Origin of the sequence: Corynebacterium sp. CCUG 70398, assembly GCF_024454055.1 — a bacterium.
Lineage (GTDB): Bacteria > Actinomycetota > Actinomycetes > Mycobacteriales > Mycobacteriaceae > Corynebacterium > Corynebacterium genitalium.
Genome location: NZ_JAGPYZ010000004.1, coordinates 179,852 through 199,239, shown reverse-complemented (window position 1 = coordinate 199,239; position 19,388 = coordinate 179,852). Strand labels below are relative to the sequence as shown.

The 19,388-nt window shown below is 61.4% G+C and carries 19 protein-coding genes; 7 read left to right on the top strand and 12 right to left on the bottom strand.

Annotated features, from left to right (window positions below; genetic code table 11):
• Positions 1-157: 157 nt before the first annotated feature.
• The 4 genes from KBX07_RS06780 to KBX07_RS06765 form a co-directional block, all read right to left on the bottom strand.
• Positions 158-631 (bottom strand): hypothetical protein, encoded by a 474-nt coding sequence (locus KBX07_RS06780; protein WP_156774794.1) that lies wholly within the window; start codon positions 629-631, stop codon positions 158-160.
• A gap of 162 nt (positions 632-793) precedes the next feature.
• Positions 794-2,332, bottom strand: coding sequence for a glycosyltransferase 87 family protein (locus KBX07_RS06775; protein WP_256023524.1), 1,539 nt, complete (start codon positions 2,330-2,332; stop codon positions 794-796).
• A gap of 10 nt (positions 2,333-2,342) precedes the next feature.
• On the bottom strand, positions 2,343-4,571 hold the full coding sequence (locus KBX07_RS06770) for a transglycosylase domain-containing protein (RefSeq protein ID WP_370686988.1): 2,229 nt from the start codon (positions 4,569-4,571) through the stop codon (positions 2,343-2,345).
• Positions 4,572-4,722: 151 nt separating this feature from the next.
• Positions 4,723-5,085 (bottom strand): DUF5318 family protein, encoded by a 363-nt coding sequence (locus tag KBX07_RS06765; RefSeq protein ID WP_255994593.1) that lies wholly within the window; start codon positions 5,083-5,085, stop codon positions 4,723-4,725.
• A 109-nt stretch (positions 5,086-5,194) separates the two neighbouring features.
• Here KBX07_RS06765 and KBX07_RS06760 point away from each other — a divergent pair, with 109 nt between their 5' ends.
• The 3 genes from KBX07_RS06760 to KBX07_RS06750 all read left to right on the top strand — a co-directional run bounded on the left by KBX07_RS06760 (position 5,195) and on the right by KBX07_RS06750 (position 7,240).
• The gene (locus tag KBX07_RS06760; RefSeq protein WP_005287862.1) at positions 5,195-5,653 is read left to right on the top strand and encodes a MarR family winged helix-turn-helix transcriptional regulator; all 459 of its coding nucleotides are present in this window, start codon (positions 5,195-5,197) and stop codon (positions 5,651-5,653) included.
• A gap of 157 nt (positions 5,654-5,810) precedes the next feature.
• A complete protein-coding gene (locus tag KBX07_RS06755) occupies positions 5,811-6,722 on the top strand; it encodes a universal stress protein (RefSeq protein WP_050748772.1) in 912 nt (303 codons plus the stop codon).
• 32 nt (positions 6,723-6,754) lie between these two features.
• Positions 6,755-7,240, top strand: coding sequence for a hypothetical protein (locus KBX07_RS06750; RefSeq protein WP_255994737.1), 486 nt, complete (start codon positions 6,755-6,757; stop codon positions 7,238-7,240).
• Here the strand turns inward: KBX07_RS06750 and KBX07_RS06745 are convergent.
• The 7 genes from KBX07_RS06745 to KBX07_RS06715 form a co-directional block, all read right to left on the bottom strand.
• On the bottom strand, positions 7,228-8,121 hold the full coding sequence (locus KBX07_RS06745) for a rhodanese-related sulfurtransferase (RefSeq protein ID WP_256023522.1): 894 nt from the start codon (positions 8,119-8,121) through the stop codon (positions 7,228-7,230). The two genes, KBX07_RS06750 and KBX07_RS06745, sit on opposite strands and share 13 nt — an antisense overlap.
• Positions 8,122-8,170: 49 nt before the next feature.
• Entirely contained in the window at positions 8,171-8,854 is a 684-nt protein-coding gene (locus tag KBX07_RS06740) for a response regulator transcription factor (RefSeq protein WP_255997269.1), read from the bottom strand.
• Complete coding sequence (locus tag KBX07_RS06735) at positions 8,851-10,083, bottom strand: sensor histidine kinase (protein ID WP_256023520.1); 1,233 nt, start codon at positions 10,081-10,083, stop codon at positions 8,851-8,853. The genes KBX07_RS06740 and KBX07_RS06735 overlap by 4 nt, the downstream gene beginning before the upstream one ends.
• A gap of 22 nt (positions 10,084-10,105) precedes the next feature.
• On the bottom strand, positions 10,106-10,858 hold the full coding sequence (locus KBX07_RS06730) for an ABC transporter permease (protein WP_256023519.1): 753 nt from the start codon (positions 10,856-10,858) through the stop codon (positions 10,106-10,108).
• On the bottom strand, positions 10,851-11,564 hold the full coding sequence (locus KBX07_RS06725; RefSeq protein ID WP_256023517.1) for a hypothetical protein: 714 nt from the start codon (positions 11,562-11,564) through the stop codon (positions 10,851-10,853). The genes KBX07_RS06730 and KBX07_RS06725 overlap by 8 nt, the downstream gene beginning before the upstream one ends.
• A gap of 44 nt (positions 11,565-11,608) precedes the next feature.
• Positions 11,609-12,535, bottom strand: a complete 927-nt coding sequence (locus tag KBX07_RS06720) for an ABC transporter ATP-binding protein (protein ID WP_256023516.1) — start codon at positions 12,533-12,535, stop codon at positions 11,609-11,611.
• A 116-nt stretch (positions 12,536-12,651) separates the two neighbouring features.
• Entirely contained in the window at positions 12,652-14,145 is a 1,494-nt protein-coding gene (locus KBX07_RS06715) for a DUF1846 domain-containing protein (RefSeq protein WP_255994599.1), read from the bottom strand.
• Positions 14,146-14,232: 87 nt separating this feature from the next.
• Between KBX07_RS06715 and relB the strand changes: the two genes are divergently transcribed.
• Positions 14,233-14,445 (top strand): type II toxin-antitoxin system RelB family antitoxin, encoded by a 213-nt coding sequence (gene relB, locus KBX07_RS06710; protein WP_005287849.1) that lies wholly within the window; start codon positions 14,233-14,235, stop codon positions 14,443-14,445.
• An 8-nt stretch (positions 14,446-14,453) separates the two neighbouring features.
• A complete protein-coding gene (locus tag KBX07_RS06705; RefSeq protein ID WP_005287846.1) occupies positions 14,454-14,723 on the top strand; it encodes a type II toxin-antitoxin system RelE/ParE family toxin in 270 nt (89 codons plus the stop codon).
• A 50-nt stretch (positions 14,724-14,773) separates the two neighbouring features.
• Here the strand turns inward: KBX07_RS06705 and KBX07_RS06700 are convergent, their stop codons facing one another.
• Positions 14,774-16,990: a malate synthase G gene (locus KBX07_RS06700; RefSeq protein WP_256023514.1), complete on the bottom strand. Its 2,217-nt coding sequence runs from the start codon at positions 16,988-16,990 to the stop codon at positions 14,774-14,776.
• Positions 16,991-17,360: 370 nt separating this feature from the next.
• Between KBX07_RS06700 and aceA the strand changes: the two genes are divergently transcribed.
• A complete protein-coding gene (gene aceA, locus KBX07_RS06695) occupies positions 17,361-18,653 on the top strand; it encodes an isocitrate lyase (protein WP_256023512.1) in 1,293 nt (430 codons plus the stop codon).
• Positions 18,654-18,878: 225 nt separating this feature from the next.
• Positions 18,879-19,382 (top strand): ribonuclease E activity regulator RraA, encoded by a 504-nt coding sequence (gene rraA, locus KBX07_RS06690; protein WP_256023511.1) that lies wholly within the window; start codon positions 18,879-18,881, stop codon positions 19,380-19,382.
• Positions 19,383-19,388 lie beyond the last annotated feature (6 nt).

Below are 19,388 nucleotides of genomic sequence, written 5' to 3'. Positions count from 1 at the left end.
TCACCTCCTATGGTCGTTTCTATGGTTTCGGCCACCGTCCTTTAACGGTGGCAGGAGGGTCGTTGCGTCAAGCAACCTCACCAGCGTACCCCAGCAGCTCACCGCGAAGAAATCAGAATGCGGCGTATCTGCGGCGCTAGGAAACGTGCGGCGCTAACTAGTCGTCTTTGTCTACGTCGAGGACCAGACCCTGGGGGTCGATATCGATGTCGATCTCACCGGAGGCGATTTCCCAGAACCCGTCGTCTTCCCACCTGGTCTCCACACCGGGCTCATTATCGTTGGCGGCGGCGAGGGCACGCTCGACATCAGCTGCGCTGAGGCCTTCGTCAGCCATTTCAGACTCCGCCTCTGGGGTGTAACCAGTCACTTCCTTCGGCAGTTCACGACCAGCAGCGTCGTCACCATCATCGGCATCGTCTGCGTCGTCTGCGTCGTCCGCGTCATCATCGCCGGCTACGTCGTCTTGCTGAACTTGATCGTCGCCTTCGGTCTCAACCTCTTCGGCCACCGTGGATTCGGCTCCGGCGTCGGTACCGGTGGTGCCGTCGTCCGTCTCACCGCACGCAGTGAGCGCGGAGAGGGACAAAGCGGAGGCAGCGATGGCAGCGGAAACCCTCTTAATGTTCATGAACCCTCTTAATGTTCATGGTTTCCACCCTACAGAAGGTTTCTGGCAGTTAACTGCCAGCGTTGGGCGCTGCGATGAACACCGCCAGGAAGACCGGCACGAACGTCATGAAGATGAACGCCGCGAGACCTAAGGCGACAGAGAGCGCCATCGGCTTCTTCTTCACGACTGCGAAGAAACACCCTGCAAAGAGTCCGAACCCGATGAAGATCGAGCAGATTCCGAGGATTGTTGCGGTTCCCACGTCTTTTTCGCCTCCTCCCAGTCCGCGGGTGTGGTCAGCAGCGGGTCGCACCCGAAGTGGGCGTCGCGCACCTTGTCGCGGCGGCGACCGTACATCTGCATGACGGTGAGCACCATGATCGCGATGATCAGACCGTCGCGCGTGACCACAATGAGGTTGAGCATCCCACCGGGCAACCCGAGGTTGTCGGTGCCCATCATGTGCCACATGAGGATCGGCCAGACCAACATGTCCACCGTCATCCACGACAGCAACAGGCGCCAGTGGGGGAGTGCGAGCACTGCCGGAATGACAAGCCACAGCGAGTACTGGGGGCTCCACACCTTATTGAACAGCAGAAAGAAGCCAACGATGAGCACGAACAGTTCCGCGACGCGCGGAGTCTGTGGTGCCATTAATCCCGCGACGAGAACGAATAGACAGCCTGCTAGGAAAAGCACGAGGGTGACCGCGTTGAGGATCACCGGCGCGCCGTCGCCGGAATCGAAGCCGTTCCACCCGAAGGCGCGGGAGGCCACGGCGTAGATCGTGGTCCACTCCCAGCCGCGCTCGGTGTTCAGGCGCTGGAACTCGTGCCAGGCGTCGTAGTTGTACAGCATGATTGGCACGTTGACTACCAGCCACGACACCACCGTGGCTACCAGCATCTCCACGAACGGCATGGCCTTCTTCTTGCGTAGCGCAATGACCAGGTAGGCACCCAGCAGGAACAGCGGCCACATCTTGAACGCCGTGCCCAGCCCGATGAGCACTCCCGCGAGCCAGAACTTCTTGTTCCGGGCGGCCAGCAAGGCCCCGACCATGAACGCGATGGAGGGAATGTCCCAGTTGGTGAAGGCGTGCATGATGAGCAGGGGAGAGGCCACCACCAACATGGTGTCCCAAATGCGGTTACCTGCCAGCTCGGCCACCATGCGGGCGGTGAAGACCCAGATGACCGCCATGACGAATGCGGTGACGTAGAAGTACCAACCGGAATCCGGCAGTGCCCAGCTGACCAGGGGATAGGTGTTGCGAGAGAGCCAGCCCATCGCGCCTTGAAACAGTCCGCCCAGTACCGGGTACTCCATGTACCGGGTGAGGTCGCCTTCCTGCCAGGAGTAGTCGTAAACGAATCCTGGCTGGTCAAGGCCGCGCCCGCCGTAGAGGGGAACGATGTCGTTGTAGCAGAAAGAGGTGTATTGGCGGTTGCCGTCCCAGTTGAGTTGCAGGGAGCCGTCGACAAGCTTGCCGCGCGCACAGTTGGACTTGCTCAGTGCACCGAGCACCATGAAAACCCAGGCCACCGACATGATGGCACGCAGGGGTGTCCACCAACGGCCACGGCCAATCTGCGCGAAACGGCCCATGGGGCCGCCCAAGGTTTCCACGACCCCGCGCGCAACCGGCTCCGTTTTTCCGGGTTGCACGCGGTCAGCGGCGTTCGCCCACACAGCGCGACGCTTATCGACGCTCACCTCGCCCCCCTTACTGGACCAGTTCGTCGAGAATCTCACCCAAGCTCGGCGGTGGCTCCGGTGCCGGTTCTGGCGCTTGCGGCGGGGCCGGGGCCGGTGCCGGGGCAGGCGGCGGGGCCGATGCCGCCGGGGCTTGTGGCTCGGGTGCAGCGGACCGCTGCTGCGAAGGCTGGCTGTAGTTGTACGAGGTATCCTGGCTGGAGTAGCCCTTTTGTCCGCCGTAGGTGCCGCCGGAGTAGGGGTCAACTCCCCAGTTGATTGGCTTGGCGTCGGGGAACTGGCCGTATTCTTTGCCGTCGAGCGCGCCGTCGAGCACGCCCTTCCAAATCTGGGCAGGGGCCTGCGCACCGAACATCGTGCCGCCGTAAGAGTTGTAGATGGCCGTGGTGTTGTCGGCTGTACCAACCCACACCGCGACGGAGAGTTCTGGGGTGCCGCCGACCATCCAGGCGTCCTTGGACAGGCCAGTGTTGCCCAGCTGGACGGTACCGGTCTTTGCCGCCGACGGGCGGCCGCCGGCCAGGGCCGCATGGGACCAGCCAGCGACCGGCTGCATCGCCTGGACGACGTTGTCTGCCACCTGGGAGTTCACGCGGCGTTCTTTGTACTCCGGATCAAACTCGTAGAGCACTTCGCCATCGGCGGAGGTGACTTGCTGGACGAAGTGCGTCGGGTGCCACACACCACGGTTAATCAGAGTGGACACACCCGTGGCCATGTCCAGAACGCGGGACTGGTACTGGCCCAGAATGATGCCGTCGAGTGGTTGCTCACCGTGCTCGGTCAACGTTTCCGGGACATTCGGCAGCTGGCGGGCGACACCCAGCGCGTGCGCCATTTCCTTGGTGTCGTTGGTGGTGTCGTCCAGGTCGGACTGAATGCGGATGAAAGAGGTGTTGTAGGAGTTCTTCAGCGCGTCAGCCATGGAGGTCATGCCGCCGCCACCGCCACCGGAGTTGGTGATGTAGGCGCTACCGACGGTGACGGGGGAGGAGTCGTACGGCGCCGACAGCGGGATGCCCTGCTGCAGCGCAGCCGCAAGACCGAAGATCTTGAATGTCGAACCGGTCTGCAGGCCAGCGTCGGCATAGTCCCAACCGGATGGATCGTCGCCACCATAGTAGCCGCGCACTTCACCGTTCTTCGGGTCGATCGCCACGACACCGGTACGGGCATCCTCCTGCAGCGTCGCCATTTGCGTCTCAGCCGTATCGAGGATCTGCTGCTGGACATGCGGGTCGATGGTGGTCTTGATCTGCAGGCCGCGGTTGGTCACGTCCGCCTCAGAAATACCGATCTGCTCGAGCTCCCTGATCACCTGGTTCTTGATCAGACCGTTCGGGCCGGTGGCCTCCGTGTAGGCGGAGTACGTCTCCGGGTCGCGCGTGTCCGGGAACTGGGCCCCGGCGCGTTCGTCCGCGCTGAGCCAGCCCTGATCCACCATGCCGTCGAGCACGTAGTCCCAGCGGTTCTGCGCCTCGTCCGGGTTGTTCCACGGGTCAAGCTGGCTGGGCAGCTGAATCAGGCCAGCAAGCAAAGCGCCCTCTTCGACCGACAGTTCTGCGGCTGGTTTGCTGAAGTAGGCGTGGGCGGCGGCTTCGATACCGTAGGCGTTGCGGCCGAAGTAAATGGTGTTCAGGTATCCGGTGAGGATCTCTTCCTTGGACCAGTTCCTGGTCATCTTGATGGAGTAGACCAGCTCATTGAACTTACGGGTATAAGAACGCTCATTACCCACGATGGTGTTCTTGACGTACTGCTGGGTGATTGTTGAACCACCACCAGCAGAGTCATTACCCGTCAGCTGGCCGAGCAAGGCGCGGCCGAAACCGGTGAAGGAGAATCCGGAGTTGTCCCAGAAGTCGCGGTCCTCAGCGGCGAAGACAGCGTTCTGCACATGCTCCGGCACTTGGTCCAACGCGATCTGCTCACGGTTGCCTTCCGGCGGGACAAGGCGGGCCAGCTCTTTCTGGCCGTCGTTGTAGAAGATGGTGGAGATCTGGGGGGTGTCAATCTCGCCCGGCTGAGGCAGGTCCGCCTTGGCGTAGTTGACACCGAAGATCGTCAGCGGCACAAGCAGAAGCAACACAACGGCCAACGCCAGGGCTGCCAGCCACTGCCCGCGGCGACGCTTCTTCTTGGTCACACGGGTGCTGGAGTCTTTCTCGGACGGCTTCGTGCCCGTCTTAGCGCCGGCCTTACTACTCGCCTTATCTGCCGTCGCCTTATCGGCCGACATCTTCTGCGTCGGCTTCTTGGGCTCCGGCTTCTTACCGGTGGATTCAGTGTCTCGTGCCAATGGGGTGTCCCTGCCTAATCTTTAAACCTCTAGGACAGGGTACTTGCTCAACCAACAAAACACCCAGTATCCCCCCGTCTTCATTCGCGATTCACAGCTCGGGGACGGCCTGGGATTCGGTCAGCAAGTGGTTCCAACCGCAGCGCTCGCAGACCTCCACGCGGTGAACGGTGACGGGGCCGACCTCTGCGACTATGCCGTCAATCTCATCAATACTGCGTGCTGTTCCGGAGCGGCGACCCACGTTATCCCCGTAAATCCACAGGACATCCCGCATCACTGCTTCGCAGATAGGACACGGTCGGGCAGAGTCGACTCCGTGGTGTCGGCCGGCGGCCTTGAGGAGAAAATCGGCGTCGCAAAGCTCCTCGCGCTGCACGCGACCAGCCTGAAAGTCGCGCAGCACCGCGCGCCGCTCCCACTCGTGCGAGACCTCTCCTTCGAAACGGAACATTACGCTGAGTTTATCCGTCCCCACCGGCGGCGAAAATGTGACAGAGACAACAACCTTGAGGACGATCGGATATTCGTTTGTTTGTACAACTACCTCTACACTCGAGCGCATGTCACAAATTAATCCCGAAGACGCCTATGCAATCGCAAAGGATGTCCGCCCTTTTCTCACCAAGCTTTACGTCGCTTATTTCCGCATTTCCGAGCAGTCTGACCTGACCGGGCCGCAGCTTTCCATTTTGGAACGGCTCATCGAGTCCGGCCCGATGCGCATTAGTCAGCTCGCCGCCGACGAGGGAATCCGCATGCCGACGGCATCGAATACCCTGCACCAGCTGGAACAGCGCAACCTCATCCATCGCGTGCGCGACGAGAACGACCGCCGCGGTGTGCGTGTGGAGATGACCGATACAGGCATTAAGGAATACGAGCGCGTCTCCGACGAGCGCGTGAAGTACGTCGCGGAGATGATTGGCACGCTTGACAACGAGCTGCTTCCGCTGCTCCAGCAAGCCTCGCGCATCCTGGGCCCATTGGCCGACAGCTACAACACCGGCAACGTCGAGTAGCCGAACAGGCGCAACGGCGCGCGACACCCCCTCGCAGACATGTAAAGTTAGGGAACCGTTAGTATTCCGTTAACGGTATCCCTTTCTTTCGCGCGCCATTATGAATCCTTTACCCCTCACTCCTGAGCTCCTAACCTCTGTCGGTCCGGAGCGCCCTTTGCGCATCGCTGTGGGCTGGGATCAATCCGGGGAAGAGGCGGTGCACTTCGCTGGCTGGCTTGCGCGCACCATGCCTGCACAGATCCGGGTGATTTCCACCGAGAAGCAGCCCTGGTCGCATCTGCGCAACAAGACCAGCAAGAAGTACAAGAAGTGGCTTAAAGAGATTGAGGAGAAGCGCAGCGGTGCAATCCGGGAAGCGCTCAAGGAACACGTCCCGCGCGGTGCGTGGGACGAGGACTACGCAGTATTCCGCGACGGCTCCCCGCGCTACGAGCTGCTCACGCAAGAGGTCGAGCGTTTTCACGCCGATCTTGTTCTAGTCGGTTCCAAACCGAAGGCAGCCAAAGGACGGTTCAAGGCCACGTCCACCGCGGACGCGCTCATGCACTCGTCGCCGGTCTCCGTCGGGTTGGCGCCGCGCGCGGTGAAGTTGTCGAAGAAGGGCATCACGCGGGTCAACTTCGCGTTCCTCGATGAGAACGATGAAGCCGCGAACACCGGCATTGCCAGCGCCGCCGCCATCGCGATGATCCTCGACGTCGATCTGCGCATCATGGCGTTCTCCCCGGAGGAAACCTACGACTACAACGAGCAGATCGCACCCCACCGCGCGTTTATCGACGAATGGAACGAGACATCCTTGGCCCTCCTCGACCGGGCCCGTGATGTCGTCTCGGACATGGCCGAGAAGCTCGGCGTGCAGGGCCTGAAGAACTTCGAAGTGGAAACCCGGGTCAGCGCCGGCGACGGCTGGGACACCGTGGTGGACTCGCAGAAGTGGAAGAAGGGCGACGTGCTCTTCCTCGCGTCCCGGCCGGCCACAACCAACTGTGTTTTCGCTGGTCCGCGCGCGACCGACTTCTTGGAGCACGCTCCCGTGCCCGTCGTGATTTTTCCGCAGCGCTAGCAGGGGAGTCTAGGGTGGAGACTATGCCTAGTATGCCCTCTGACCGCCCGGACCACCCGGAGAATGACCTGCATGGAGCGGCCGACTACTACAACAAGGTGCGCCCGGAACCGCGCTCTTTCGATGAGCTTGCAAGCGAACCCGATCCCGCCCAGCTCAACGAGCGCAACCAGGCGTCCACCCGCCAAGCCATCTGGTTCGGTGTCGCAGCAGTTGCAGGCACGTTCCTGATTGCGGGGATTCTGGCGCTGATCTTCCGCCTCGTCGGCGGTCCGTTGTGCGAAGCGGGGGAGGCCACGTGGCTGTGTTCCCAAGCCGCCCGCACGTGGTGGGCCGCCCTGAGCTCCATCTACCCAGTCGTCGCTCTGCTCAGCTGCGCGGTGATCATGGTGCGCAAGCTCAACCGTTATGAGCGATGGATGCCGTGGATGGGCGTGTTCTGGCTACCGCTGGTCCCGTTCACCATGCTGTGGCTCACGGTGACGGTTGGCATGCTCGCCGCCGATTACGCGCCCTGAGAGCACTCCGCACAGTACGGGTTCTCCGCCCGGCACGCTTCGCAGCTCAAGTACTGCTGCCGGCACTCCGGCTCATTCGCGCAGTTGTAGTGCTGGTTCGTCGGCGCGCCGCAGTGCACGCAGTGGCCGAGCTGCACAAACTCCGGGTCATCGTCCGCACCCGCGCCGAACTCTGTGTGCATGCGCTTGTCGAACACGTAGAGCGAGCCTTCCCACAGACCCGAGTTTCCGTACTTCTCCCCGTAGCGCACGATGCCGCCGTCGATTTGGTAGACCTCTTCGAACCCGCGGTTCTTCATCAGCGACGAGAGGATTTCGCAGCGAATTCCGCCCGTGCAGTAGGACACGACTGGTTTGTCCTTCATCCAGTCGTATTTGCCTGACTCGAGCTCCGCGATGAAATCGTGGGTGGTCTCCACATCGGGCACGACAGCGCCTTTGAACTTGCCGATCTCCGCTTCGTACGCGTTGCGGCCGTCAAAGAACACGACATCGTCGCCACGCTTTTCGACGAGCTCATTGACCTCCTCCGGCTTCAAGTGCGTGCCTCCGCCGACGACCCCGTTGTCGTCGACACGCAATTCCTCGGGCACGCCGAAGGTGACAATTTCGTCGCGCACCTTGACCGACAGTTTGGGGAAGTCCTCCTTGCCGCCCTCGGACCACTTGAACTCGATGCCGCGGAAGTATTCCTTGGTTTTTCGCACGTACGCTTTGCACGCGTTCATGTCCCCGCCGACGGTTCCGTTGATGCCGTCAGGGGAGATGATGATCCGGCCGTTGAGGCCCAGCCCTTCGCACAGGTCGCGCTGCCAGAGCCGGATTGCCTCCGGGTCCGGGATCGGGCGGAACTGGTAGTAGAGCAGGATTTTGCTGGTCACACCACTAGTGTATGGAGTCAGCAGTGCAGGGAGAAATCACCCCGCCGGGTTATGTCGCCAGATCAGCTTCGTACCACAGCACAACGATCTGCGTCCTGTCACGCAGGTCCATGCGCGAGAGGATTCGCGAGACGGTCTTCTTCACACTGTCCGGCTGAATGGTGAGGTGCTCGGCGATCTCGGCATTGTTCATGCCCCGGGCAACGAGGCTAGCTACTTCAAACTCTCGCGCAGACAAGGCCTCAAACGCTTCTCGTGCTCGGGCTTGGCGGCCCTGCGTTGGCCTGTGCGGCCGCTGACGGACCAGCTCCGCAGTGATCCTGGGGGTGAGAATCGCGTCGCCGTGCGCCACTGCTGACACTGCTCGATGCAGCTCATCAGCCCGAACATCTTTCAGAAGGTAACCAGTCGCGCCCGCATCCAACGCGCCGAAAGCGTAGTCGTCCTCGTCGTAGGTTGTCATCACCAATACCTTGATCCCCGGGTAGTGGCTCGTGATCTGCCTTGTGGCCTCAATGCCGTTCATCACCGGCATCCTGATATCCATGAGAACGACATGGGGCAATCGCTTCCCCTCTGACCTGCATTCAGCCAACCATTCGATCGCTTCCTTCCCGTTCTCCACACAGGCAACGACCTCCATGTCCGGGAACCGGTCGACCATGAGGCTCAGCCCCATCCTCGCGGGCCGCTGATCATCGACTATGAGCACCCTCGTGCGCGTGGCGCTCATTGAAGATCACCGCCCTGAAGTGGAAGGGTGGCATGCACCCTCCATCCGTCCTCAGACCAGCCGGCATTGAAGGTTCCGCCTGCCTGCTGGACACGCTTCGCCAGACCCTCCAGCCCGACCCCCGGGGCATGGGGTGATGACTGCTCGGTTCCATTGTCCGTGAGTGTCACCTCGACGCCGCGTGGAGTGGATGCGAAAGTGATGGCCACCGCTGTGGCACCCCGGGCATGTTGCATGACGTTCGTCAGGCTTTCTCGCACCACCCGATAAAGAGTGTCGTGAATGCGTCGATCCTCGGGACGCGGTCCTTCTTCCGTCACCGAAATGTCCAAGCCAGTGGAACGAACGTTGTCGATCAGTTGGGATATGTCCTCCCACGTTCGCGCGCTTTCCTGCGCATCCAGCACGTCATGTTCTGCGGTTCCTGCGGACTTGATGGCACGGATAGCAGTCCGTGTTTCCCCGAGTGCTTCCCGAGCTAACTCGTTGACCAGGTCTACAACCCCATCGATTTGCTCGTTCCCGGACTGGTTCGAGATTCCTTCGGCGAGAGTGATGATGCCCGTGAGGTTGTGGCCCACGCTGTCATGCAAATTGGAGGCCACCCGAGACACCGATTCGGCTTTTCGCTGTCTCGCGGCAGCCTCGCGTTCGCGTTGTTCGGCCGCGAGGCGCCTGTCCCGCTCGGCCACTGAATTCAATCGCCCGCGGGCGTACGCCGCCAATGCAACCGCAATACCCAGGTGCAGTAGGACAAGCACCGTTGCTTCGAGTTGAGGGCCGCGCCCAGAGTGCACCCCAGAAGAGCTGACGAGTGAACTAACCACAGCCATCGTGATCCCGATGAGCACATTGCGAGGCCTGTCCCTGAGCACAACGCTTGCGGCGCAGCTCAAAAACGGGACCAACGAATACGCTCCGGAACCAGCTGGTGTCTCTCCAAGAGCGAACATCACCGACTGCCCCGCGAGCGCATACAGCGGCCAGCGGCGCCGCGACAGAAGAAGTGCGAACTGCACGGCGGTCACCAGCGCCCAGATCGCCCTCGAGTCGAAGAAGGGCTTTCCGAACACGGTCAGCATGAGCTGGAAGCCCAAACCGGCCAGTGCACCCAGCCACAGCGTCTCGGTAGAAGAGTGCCACGCCTCCAGGAGCTTGTCCATAAAAGTCCTGGGGGACTTCAGTTCATTCCTATTTGCGTCGTTCACAAACATGGCTTTCTCGGGCATTGCTGGATCGTAGGGTTCCCGACTAACTCGCGCTGACCAACCGCCTGCGTGTCAACAGGATGAACACCCCTGACCACACTAACGCGATGAGCACCTTCAACAGCACCATCACCGGCGTTGAGGTCCCTGCTTCACGCACCAACGCAGTGGAAATGAGCTGGGTGGTCGGAAGCATCGATTCGATCGTGGTGGAGGAAACGGCCACTTGCTCAAAGACCGCCAACGCCATGGAGGTCACGGTGAGCGCTATCCCGGCCGAGATCGTGCTGGCTGTGCCACGCAGGAATGCGCTGACCCACATGTAGAAGCTTCCTACCGCGAACACGCCGAAGGCGGTCGCCGCGGCGTAAACAACGAGGTTGCCGAACTGCGGAATCGAACTGTACCCCTGCCAGAACCCGAACGTGAGAATGACAACGATGTGGATGGCGGCGAGGATGACGCTGATCAGGCCTAGAGCCGCCACTTTTTCCCTCAAGAGTAAGGATGCCCCGCGCGGTTGACTGCGCAACCACTGCACGTTTCCACGTTGGTGCTCAGGGGCCATGACCAGCGCTGCACAGCTGGCGACGAGAATGGGTAGCAAGATGCCGAAATAGAGCCCACCAAGGTTGCTCCACACTGAGGTCACCGCAGATGAAGGATCATCCTGCCACATCGTGTCGGGGACCATGTGCTGTCCGAAGATGATGGCGCCGACGAAGAGAAGACCTGTCGCAGCCACGACGATGAGGGCGTTGGGTGATTTCTTGAGGCCGATCAGGCTGTTAGTCATTGTGAACCCTCCTCGGGAAGAACGCGATTGAGACAGCGCAAACGATGACCGTGACAGCGAGCACGATGATGGGGAGTGCGACGGAGAAAGTCACGTCATGAATCCCGTCCTGGTTGATCCTCGCCGGAGTCAATGCACCTGCGAAGGTGAATGGTGTCAGTGCCGCTGCGTGTTGCGGCAAGAAGTGCCCGGCTGACCCCAGCAATGCTCCGCCGAGCGACAGGGCCAGGACAAACCCTTGGCCCCGTTTCATCAACGCAATGTTGAGGAATGCAGGCACGAGGCAGACGATTTCCGCTGCCAGCGCGAAGAGCACTATGACCACAGAATTACCTGGAGGAGTGATCCCTACGGCTCGCCCGGCAATGACCGTGCTCGCAGTAATGGCCAGCAGACCGCACAATCCCGCGGCCAGGGCCCACAGTGCCTTCGCAAACCCGATTTCCGGCAGTGCGATGCCGAGGCTTTGCGCACGTGACGTCATGTTGGTGTTCTTATCTTCTCCCACCAGAATGAGGACGCTCGAGCCGATAAGCAGCGGCAGCATGAGCCCGCCGAGCTGAACCAGGTTGATTATCGCAGCCCGATCGTCCGAACCGGAGTTGAACATGGTCGCGACGGCCCACAACCCGAACAGAGCCACAACACCTATTGGCAGCAGCACGCTCGGTTTGCGCCGGTACTTCGACGGTTCCAGACCTGCCATCTGAAACGCCTTGGGGGTGACCCCCACGCTCTTCATCGCAGACATTATTTGCTCCCCACCTCGACATAGTCTTCCTCGGTGATCTCAAGGAAGGAGTCCTCCAACGTCCGCTCATTCACGCTGACCGACGCGATCTGCACACCCTGCCCAACGAGCCAGCTGACTAGCTGAGCAGTCTGGCTACGGCCGTGGTACGGCAAAGAGAAGCGCTCATGCGTGACAGCAGTGAAGGGGATGTTGCCCAGCGATAACACCTCGGTCGTCGCGGCACCGTCCATCGTGTCGAGGAGCAAGGATGGCGTGCCAGAAAGGTCGTGCAGATTGCCTTCGTAGCGCATGCGTCCTTGGTGGATGATCCCCACCGTGTCGGCGAGCTGCTCAATCTCCGAAAGAATGTGGCTGGAAACAACGACAGTCTTTCCCAGCTCTCTGGAGAAATAGCGGATGAGGTTGCGCATTTCCCGGATTCCTTCCGGGTCTAGGCCGTTCGTTGGCTCGTCGAGAAGCAGAAGCTCAGGGTCGCCGACAAGCGCAAGCGCAATACCGAGCCGCTGCTTCATCCCCAGCGAGTATTCTCCCGCTTTCTTGTTGGCTGCTTGCGAGCTCAGACCAACGAGGCCGAGAAGCTGGGTGTCCTGCGCCGTACTTTCCCGAAGTTTGCTGATGTAGCGGATATTTTCTGCCCCAGTGAGGTTCGGGTAGAAGGAAGGTTCTTCAATCAAACTTCCCACGCGGTCAAGGTACGACGCTGCGCCTGGGTCGATGATCCTGCCTTGAAAAGCAATCTGTCCCGATGCCGGTTTCAGAAGCCCGAGCAGAATCTTCATGACGGTGCTCTTACCAGCACCGTTTCTGCCAAGGAACCCATAGACCTGCCCGTGCGGGACTCTCATGGTCAGATCCTGGATGACTGGCGTATCGCCGTAGGAATAGTTCAAACCCGCTGCTTCCAGCTCGAAGGGCGTACTCATGTCCTGCCACCTGCCTTTTCCTCTCGTCGGATGCGGTTTCCACTTCCGACGATTCCAGCGGTGCAGAGGATGCGACAGAGAAAACGCGAGATTGTCCCCTCAGGGGGACAGGCATGTTAACGTCGGTGGTACAGGGCTTTGCGCCAGTACTCCGGCTCCGTTGTCGCCAGCACACCGAGTGAGCGGAAGATCCCCTCATCCACCGAGCCCAGGATGGTGGTGATGTGGGCATCGCAACCGCGCAGCGACTGCAGCTGCTCCAGCGCGAGCCGGGCGTTGTCGTCTTCCGAGGCGGAAGCGGACAGCGCGATGAGCACCTCGTCAGTGTGCAGGCGAGGGTTGCGCGAGCCAAGGTACGTCGTCTTCAGCGTCTGGATCGGCTCGATCGAGTCGGGGGAGAGCAGGTGCACTTCGTCGTCAATGCCGGCGAGCTTTTTCAGGGCGTTGAGCAGCACGGCTGCCGATGGTCCGAGCAGGTCAGAGGTCTTGCCGGTGACGATGGAACCGTCGGGAAGCTCCAGCGCCGCGCCGGGATTGCCCGTGGTGTCAGCAATCGCGAGCGCCGGGCCGACGACCGGGCGGTCTTCCACAGTCAGCCCTGCCTTGCGCATGACATTCGCGGCGCGCTCCGGCACGTTCTCAGCCACATCACCCCGGCGCGCGTCGACCTGAGCGGCAAGGAAGCGACGGATGATCTCCTGGTTGGCGGCGTACCGGCAGGCGGCGTCGTCGGAGATGCCGTAGCCTGCCATGTTCACGCCCATGTCGGTGGGGGACTGGTACGGCTGCGTCCCCGTCGCCTCGAGCAGCAACGCTTTGAGCAGAGGGAACGCGTCAACATCACGGTTGTAGCTGGAAACCTGCTCACCGTACGCGGCCAGGTGGTACTGGTCGATGACGTTGATGTCGTCGAGGTCGACCGTCGCTGCCTCATAGGCCAGGTTGATCGGGTGCTCGAGCGGCAGATTCCAGATAGGGAATGTCTCGAACTTTGCGTAGCCAGCGGAAATGCCGCGCCTGTTGTCGGCATACACCTGGCTGAGGCAGGTGGCCATCTTGCCAGATCCCGGGCCCGGCGCGGTCATGACCACCACGTCGCGGGTGGTCTCCACGTAGTCGTTGCGGCCGAAGCCCTCCTCCGAGACGATCCGCGAAATGTCATTCGGGTACCCGGGAATCACGCGGTGCAGATTGACCGTCAACCCCAGTTTCTCCAGCTTGTCCCGGAAGGCATCGGCTTGGTCAGGGCCGCTTTCGTACTGGGTGATCACGACGTTGTCCACGAGGAAGTTGCGCTCGCGGAAGCCGTCGATAAGCCTTAAAACCTCGTCCTCGTAGGTGATGCCGATGTCCGCGCGGACCTTTTGCCGGACCAGGTCAGGCGCGGCGACGCAGACGACGATCTCCACTTCGTCCTTGATCGCTTCGAGCATGGCGATCTTGTTGTCCGGGGTGAACCCGGGCAGGACGCGGGAGGCATGGTGGTCGTCGAAAAGCTTGCCGCCCATCTCGAGGTAGAGCTTTCCGCCGATTGCTTCACGACGCTTCGAAATCTGCTCCGACTGCATCGCAATGTACTTGTCGCGGTCGAATCCGACTGTGTACCCCATGTGCCCTCCTTAGCGCCGCACCCTAAAGAGAATACATAGAGCCCTGGGGAATCTTGTTCACGCAAGCCGAGTGAATACAATGTATTCATGGCCACGATGACAATCCGCATGAACGCAGAGGACGCCGAGCTGGTCCGCAAGTTCGCGAGCTTCTCCGGCGTCACGATCTCCGATTTCGCCCGCTCCGCCATTCTTGAAAAGATCGAAGATACTTATGACCTGCAGGAACTACGTGAGGCGATCGCCGACGATTCCGGCGAGCGCTTCACCATCGACGACGTGCTCACCGAGCTGCGCTAACGCTTCAAATGTCCTACAAAGTCGAACTCACCGCCAAGGCCCGTAAACAGCTCAAGAAGATGGACCGATTCGACGCCCGAATTCTTGCTACCTGGATCAAGAACAACCTCGACGGCTGCGCTGACCCGCGCGCATTCGGCAAATCATTGACAGCGAACCGCTCCGGGGAATGGCGCTACCGAGTTGGCTCTTACCGGATTCTCGCACTCATTAAGGACGAAACAGTCACCATTGAGGTCTTCACCGTCGGCCACAGAAGCGTGGTCTACGGAGACTAGAACGCCGCCACCGAAACGGTAGCGGCGCTAGCAATCGGATCTAGACCCGATTAATCAACCCCGTGGGCGGCCTTGAACTCGCGGCGCTTCGCGTGCAGGATCGGCTCGGTGTAGCCAGCCGGGGACTCGGTGCCCTTGAAGATCAGGTCCTTCGCGGCCTGGAAGCCGATAGAAGCGTCGTAATCGGCGGCCATCGGCAGGTAGTTGGCGTCCCCGGCGTTCTGCTCGTCGACCTTCTTCGCCATGCGCTCGAGAGACTCCACGACCTGTTCCTCGGTGATGACACCGTGGACCAGCCAGTTCGCAAGGAGCTGGGAAGAAATGCGCAGGGTGGCGCGGTCCTCCATGAGGTCCACGTCGTGGATGTCCGGCACCTTCGAGCAACCGACGCCCTGCTCAACCCAGCGGACCACGTAGCCCAGGATGGACTGGCAGTTGTTGTCCAGCTCCTGCTGCTTCTCCTCGTCGGACCAGGTGTCGCCGCCCGTGTTGACCGGAACGGTAAGCAGGTCAGCGTAGGCGTCGCGGCGGCCAGCGGCGCGCAGCTCGTCCTGCACCTCGTGGACATTGACCTGGTGGTAGTGGGTAGCGTGCAGGGTCGCACCGGTCGGGGAGGGGACCCAAGCGGTGTTGGCACCCTCGCGCGGCTGGCCGATCTTCTTCTCCAGCATCGCGGCCATATGCTCGGTCTCTGCCCACATGCCCTTACCGATCTGTGCGCGGCCCGGCAGGTCATGCGCCAGACCTGCGTCGACGTTGTGGTTCTCGTACGCGAGCTTCCACGGCGCGGTCTGCAGGTCCGCCTTTCGGACCATCGGGCCGGCCTGCATGGAGGTGTGGATCTCATCGCCGGTGCGGTCCAGGAAGCCGGTGTTGATGAACACCAGGCGGTCCGCGGCCTCCATGATGCAAGCGTCCAGGTTGACGGAGGTGCGGCGCTCCTCGTCCATGACACCGACCTTGACGGTGTTCTTCGGCAGGTTCAGGATCTCCTCGACGCGGTCGAAGATCTCGTTAGTGAAAGCGACCTCTTCCGGGCCGTGCTGCTTCGGCTTCACCACGTACACAGAACCCGTCCGGGAGTTACCGTGCGCGTTGTCCTTGCGCAGGCCCGGGATAGCGGAGGCAACAGTGATGATGCCGTCGAGCAGGCCCTCCGGGACTTCCTCGCCGTTAAAGAGAATGGCCGGGGTGGTCATCAGGTGGCCCACATTGCGGCACAGCATCATGGCGCGGCCGTGCAGGGTGGCCTCGGAGCCGTCCTTCGCGGTATAGGTCAGGTCGTCTTCCTGCTTGCGCTCGAAGGACTTGTCGCCCTTAGCGACAGTCTCAGAGATGTCGCCGCGGTTGAGACCGAACCAGGTCTGGTAAGCAGCGGCCTTGTCAGCACCGTCGACAGCGGCGGCAGAGTCCTCGAAGTCCATGATGGCGGTCACGGCGGACTCGAGCACGACGTCAGCAACACCAGCGCGGTCGGTCTTGCCCACCGGGTGCTCGCGGTCGAGCTGAATGATGATGTGCAGGCCATTGTGGCGCAGCACGATGCCGGTCGGAGCAGACTGCTCACCCTGGTAGCCGATGTATACCTCCGGCTCCTTCAGGGAGACCTCGTTGCCGTCAGCGGTGATCTTCAGTTCGCCGGACTCGGTGATTTCGTAGGAGTCGACCTCGGCGTGGGATGCGCCCTCGAGCGGCACAGCCTCATCGAGGAAGTTTCGGGACCACTCGATCACGCGGTCGCCGCGAACCGGGTTGTACCCCTTGCCTGGCTCGGCACCACCGTCGGTCGGGATGGCATCGGTGCCGTACAGCGCGTCGTAGAGCGAACCGTAGCGCGCGTTCGCGGCGTTGATGGCAAAGCGAGCATTCGTAATCGGCACCACCAGCTGCGGGCCGGCGACGTTAGCGAACTCGTCGTCGACGTTCTCGGTGCGGATTGCACCGTCAGTCGGCTGGTCGACGATGTAGCCGATGGAACGCAGGAACTCCTCGTGCTCCTTCGGGTCCGGCTGGCCCGGGTTCTCGCGGTAGTAGTCATCCATGGTGGCCTGCAGCTCGTCGCGGCGGGCCAGCAACGACTTGTTCTTCGGAGCCAGGTCCGCGAAGTACTGCGCGACATCGGCCCAGAACTTCTCCGCGTCCAGGTTCGTTTCGGGCTTGATCTCCGGCAGCAGAGTGTCGTTGACAAAGTCATAGAGCGGGCGGGCCACCTGCAGGCCAGCTACCTCGACGCGCTCCGTGCGGTCCTCGAATTGCGGCGTAGTCATAGGGCAGAGATCCTTTCAGCCAAGTAGACAGAAGATGTATGGCACCAGTCTAGGTTGCCTTAAATTGTTGCGTGCGCATTATGCGAAACATTAAGTGATTGCTGTCACGCTACCCCCGAAATTGTTAGTCAAAAGTCGGACGACTGTCAGGCTGGTCGCGCACGTCGATAAGCAAAAAGCTCTCAAGCTGCGACTTTCCCGTCATCCTGACCCCCGAGCCACGCCGCTAACCAACGCAAACCACGCCCCGTATTGACGGACTAGTGAGCGGATGGTGATACTAGTCGTTGAACGCCAACAGCGTGGCTCACTTCACTTTCGCTGGGTGAGCGGCTTCAAACAACAGATCCCATAGAAAGGGGACAGGTATATGACCACCACAGGACAGGCTCGTACCGCTGAGGAAATCCAGAAGGATTGGGACGAGAACCCCCGCTGGAAGGGCATCACCCGCGACTACACCGCACAGCAGGTTGCTGACCTGCAGGGCAACGTCGTCGAGGAGCAGACCCTCGCTCGCCGCGGTGCTGAGATCCTTTGGGACGGCATCACCAAGGGCGACGGCTCCTACATCCACGCCCTGGGTGCCCTGACCGGTAACCAGGCCGTTCAGCAGGTCCGTGCAGGCCTGCAGGCTGTGTACCTCTCCGGCTGGCAGGTCGCAGGTGACGCCAACCTCTCCGGCAACACCTACCCGGACCAGTCCCTGTACCCGGCTAACTCCGTGCCGAACGTTGTCCGCCGCATCAACAACGCCCTGACCCGCGCTGACCAGATCTCCCGCGTCGAGGGCGACACCTCCGTGGACAACTGGCTCGTCCCGATCGTCGCTGACGGTGAGGCTGGCTTCGGTGGCGCACTGAACGTTTACGAGCTGCAGCGCGCAATGATCCAGGCTGGTGCCGCTGGTACCCACTGGGAAGACCAGCTCGCTTCCGAGAAGAAGTGCGGCCACCTGGGCGGAAAGGTCCTCATCCCGACCCAGCAGCACATCCGCACCCTGTCGTCTGCCCGCCTGGCTGCAGACGTCATGAACGTCCCGACCGTGGTCATCGGCCGCACCGACGCTGAGGCTGCAACCCTGCTGACCTCCGACGTTGACGAGCGCGACGCGAAGTTCCTCACCGGCGAGCGTTCCGCAGAGGGCTACTACTACGTCCAGAACGGCGTTGAGCCCTGCATCGCGCGCGCAAAGTCCTACGCTCCGTACGCTGACATGATCTGGATGGAGACCGGTACCCCGGACCTCGAGCTGGCGAAGAAGTTCGCTGACGGCGTCCACGAGGAGTTCCCGGACCAGCTGCTGGCCTACAACTGCTCCCCGTCCTTCAACTGGTCCTCCCACCTGGACGAGGAAGAGATCGCCAAGTTCCAGAAGGAGCTGGGCAAGATGGGCTTCACCTTCCAGTTCATCACCCTGGCTGGCTTCCACGCCCTCAACTACTCCATGTTCGACCTGGCCTACGGCTACGCTCGCGAGGGCATGCCGGCCTTCGTCGACCTGCAGAACCGCGAGTTCCAGGCAGCATCCGACCGCGGCTTCACTGCTGTGAAGCACCAGCGCGAGGTCGGTGCCGGCTACTTCGACCGCGTTGCCACCACCGTCGACCCGAACTCCTCCACCACCGCCCTGAAGGGCTCCACCGAGGAGGGCCAGTTCTAAGCTGAATGCTTGAACGGACTAAACCCGCACTGCCGCTGCGCAGTGCGGGTTCTTCGTTGCGCGGGCGCGCTGCAAAAGATGACAAACTCGGTTTCGATTTAGTCACCCACATCACCTTGACCTGCGACGACAGTTCCAGACAGAAATCCGGTTTGTCATCTTTTGCAGGATGACAGCGCGTAAACTCGTAAACCAGAACCCACCAACCCGAAGGAGCATCCCGCCATGACTGACTCGAGCATCCAGTTCATCGCTACCGCTGACATCGCCGACATCCACGACAAGGATGTGCGCAGCTGCGACATCCAGTTCCGCAACTTGGGCGGGAGGATCGAGTTCTGCGGTGAGATCCACACGATTTCGTGCTTCCAGGACAACGGCCTGGTCAAGAAGACGCTGAACTCCCCCGGTGAGGGCAAGGTCCTCGTGGTGGACGGTCACGCGTCGATGCACACTGCTCTGATGGGCGACATGATCGCTGAGGCTGGTGTCAACAACGGCTGGGCCGGCGTGATCATCAACGGCCCGATCCGCGACTCCGCAGAGGTGGCCAAGATGGAGTTCGGCTGCAAGGCTCTGGGCACCAACCCGCGCAAGTCCAACAAGGACGGCGTCGGCGAGGAGAACATCGTGCTCCGCCTGGGCGGCATTGACTTCATCCCCGGCCAGTACGTCTACGCGGACTCGGACGGCGTCGTCGTTTCGGAGAACCCGGTGGAGCCCAAGTAAACTCTG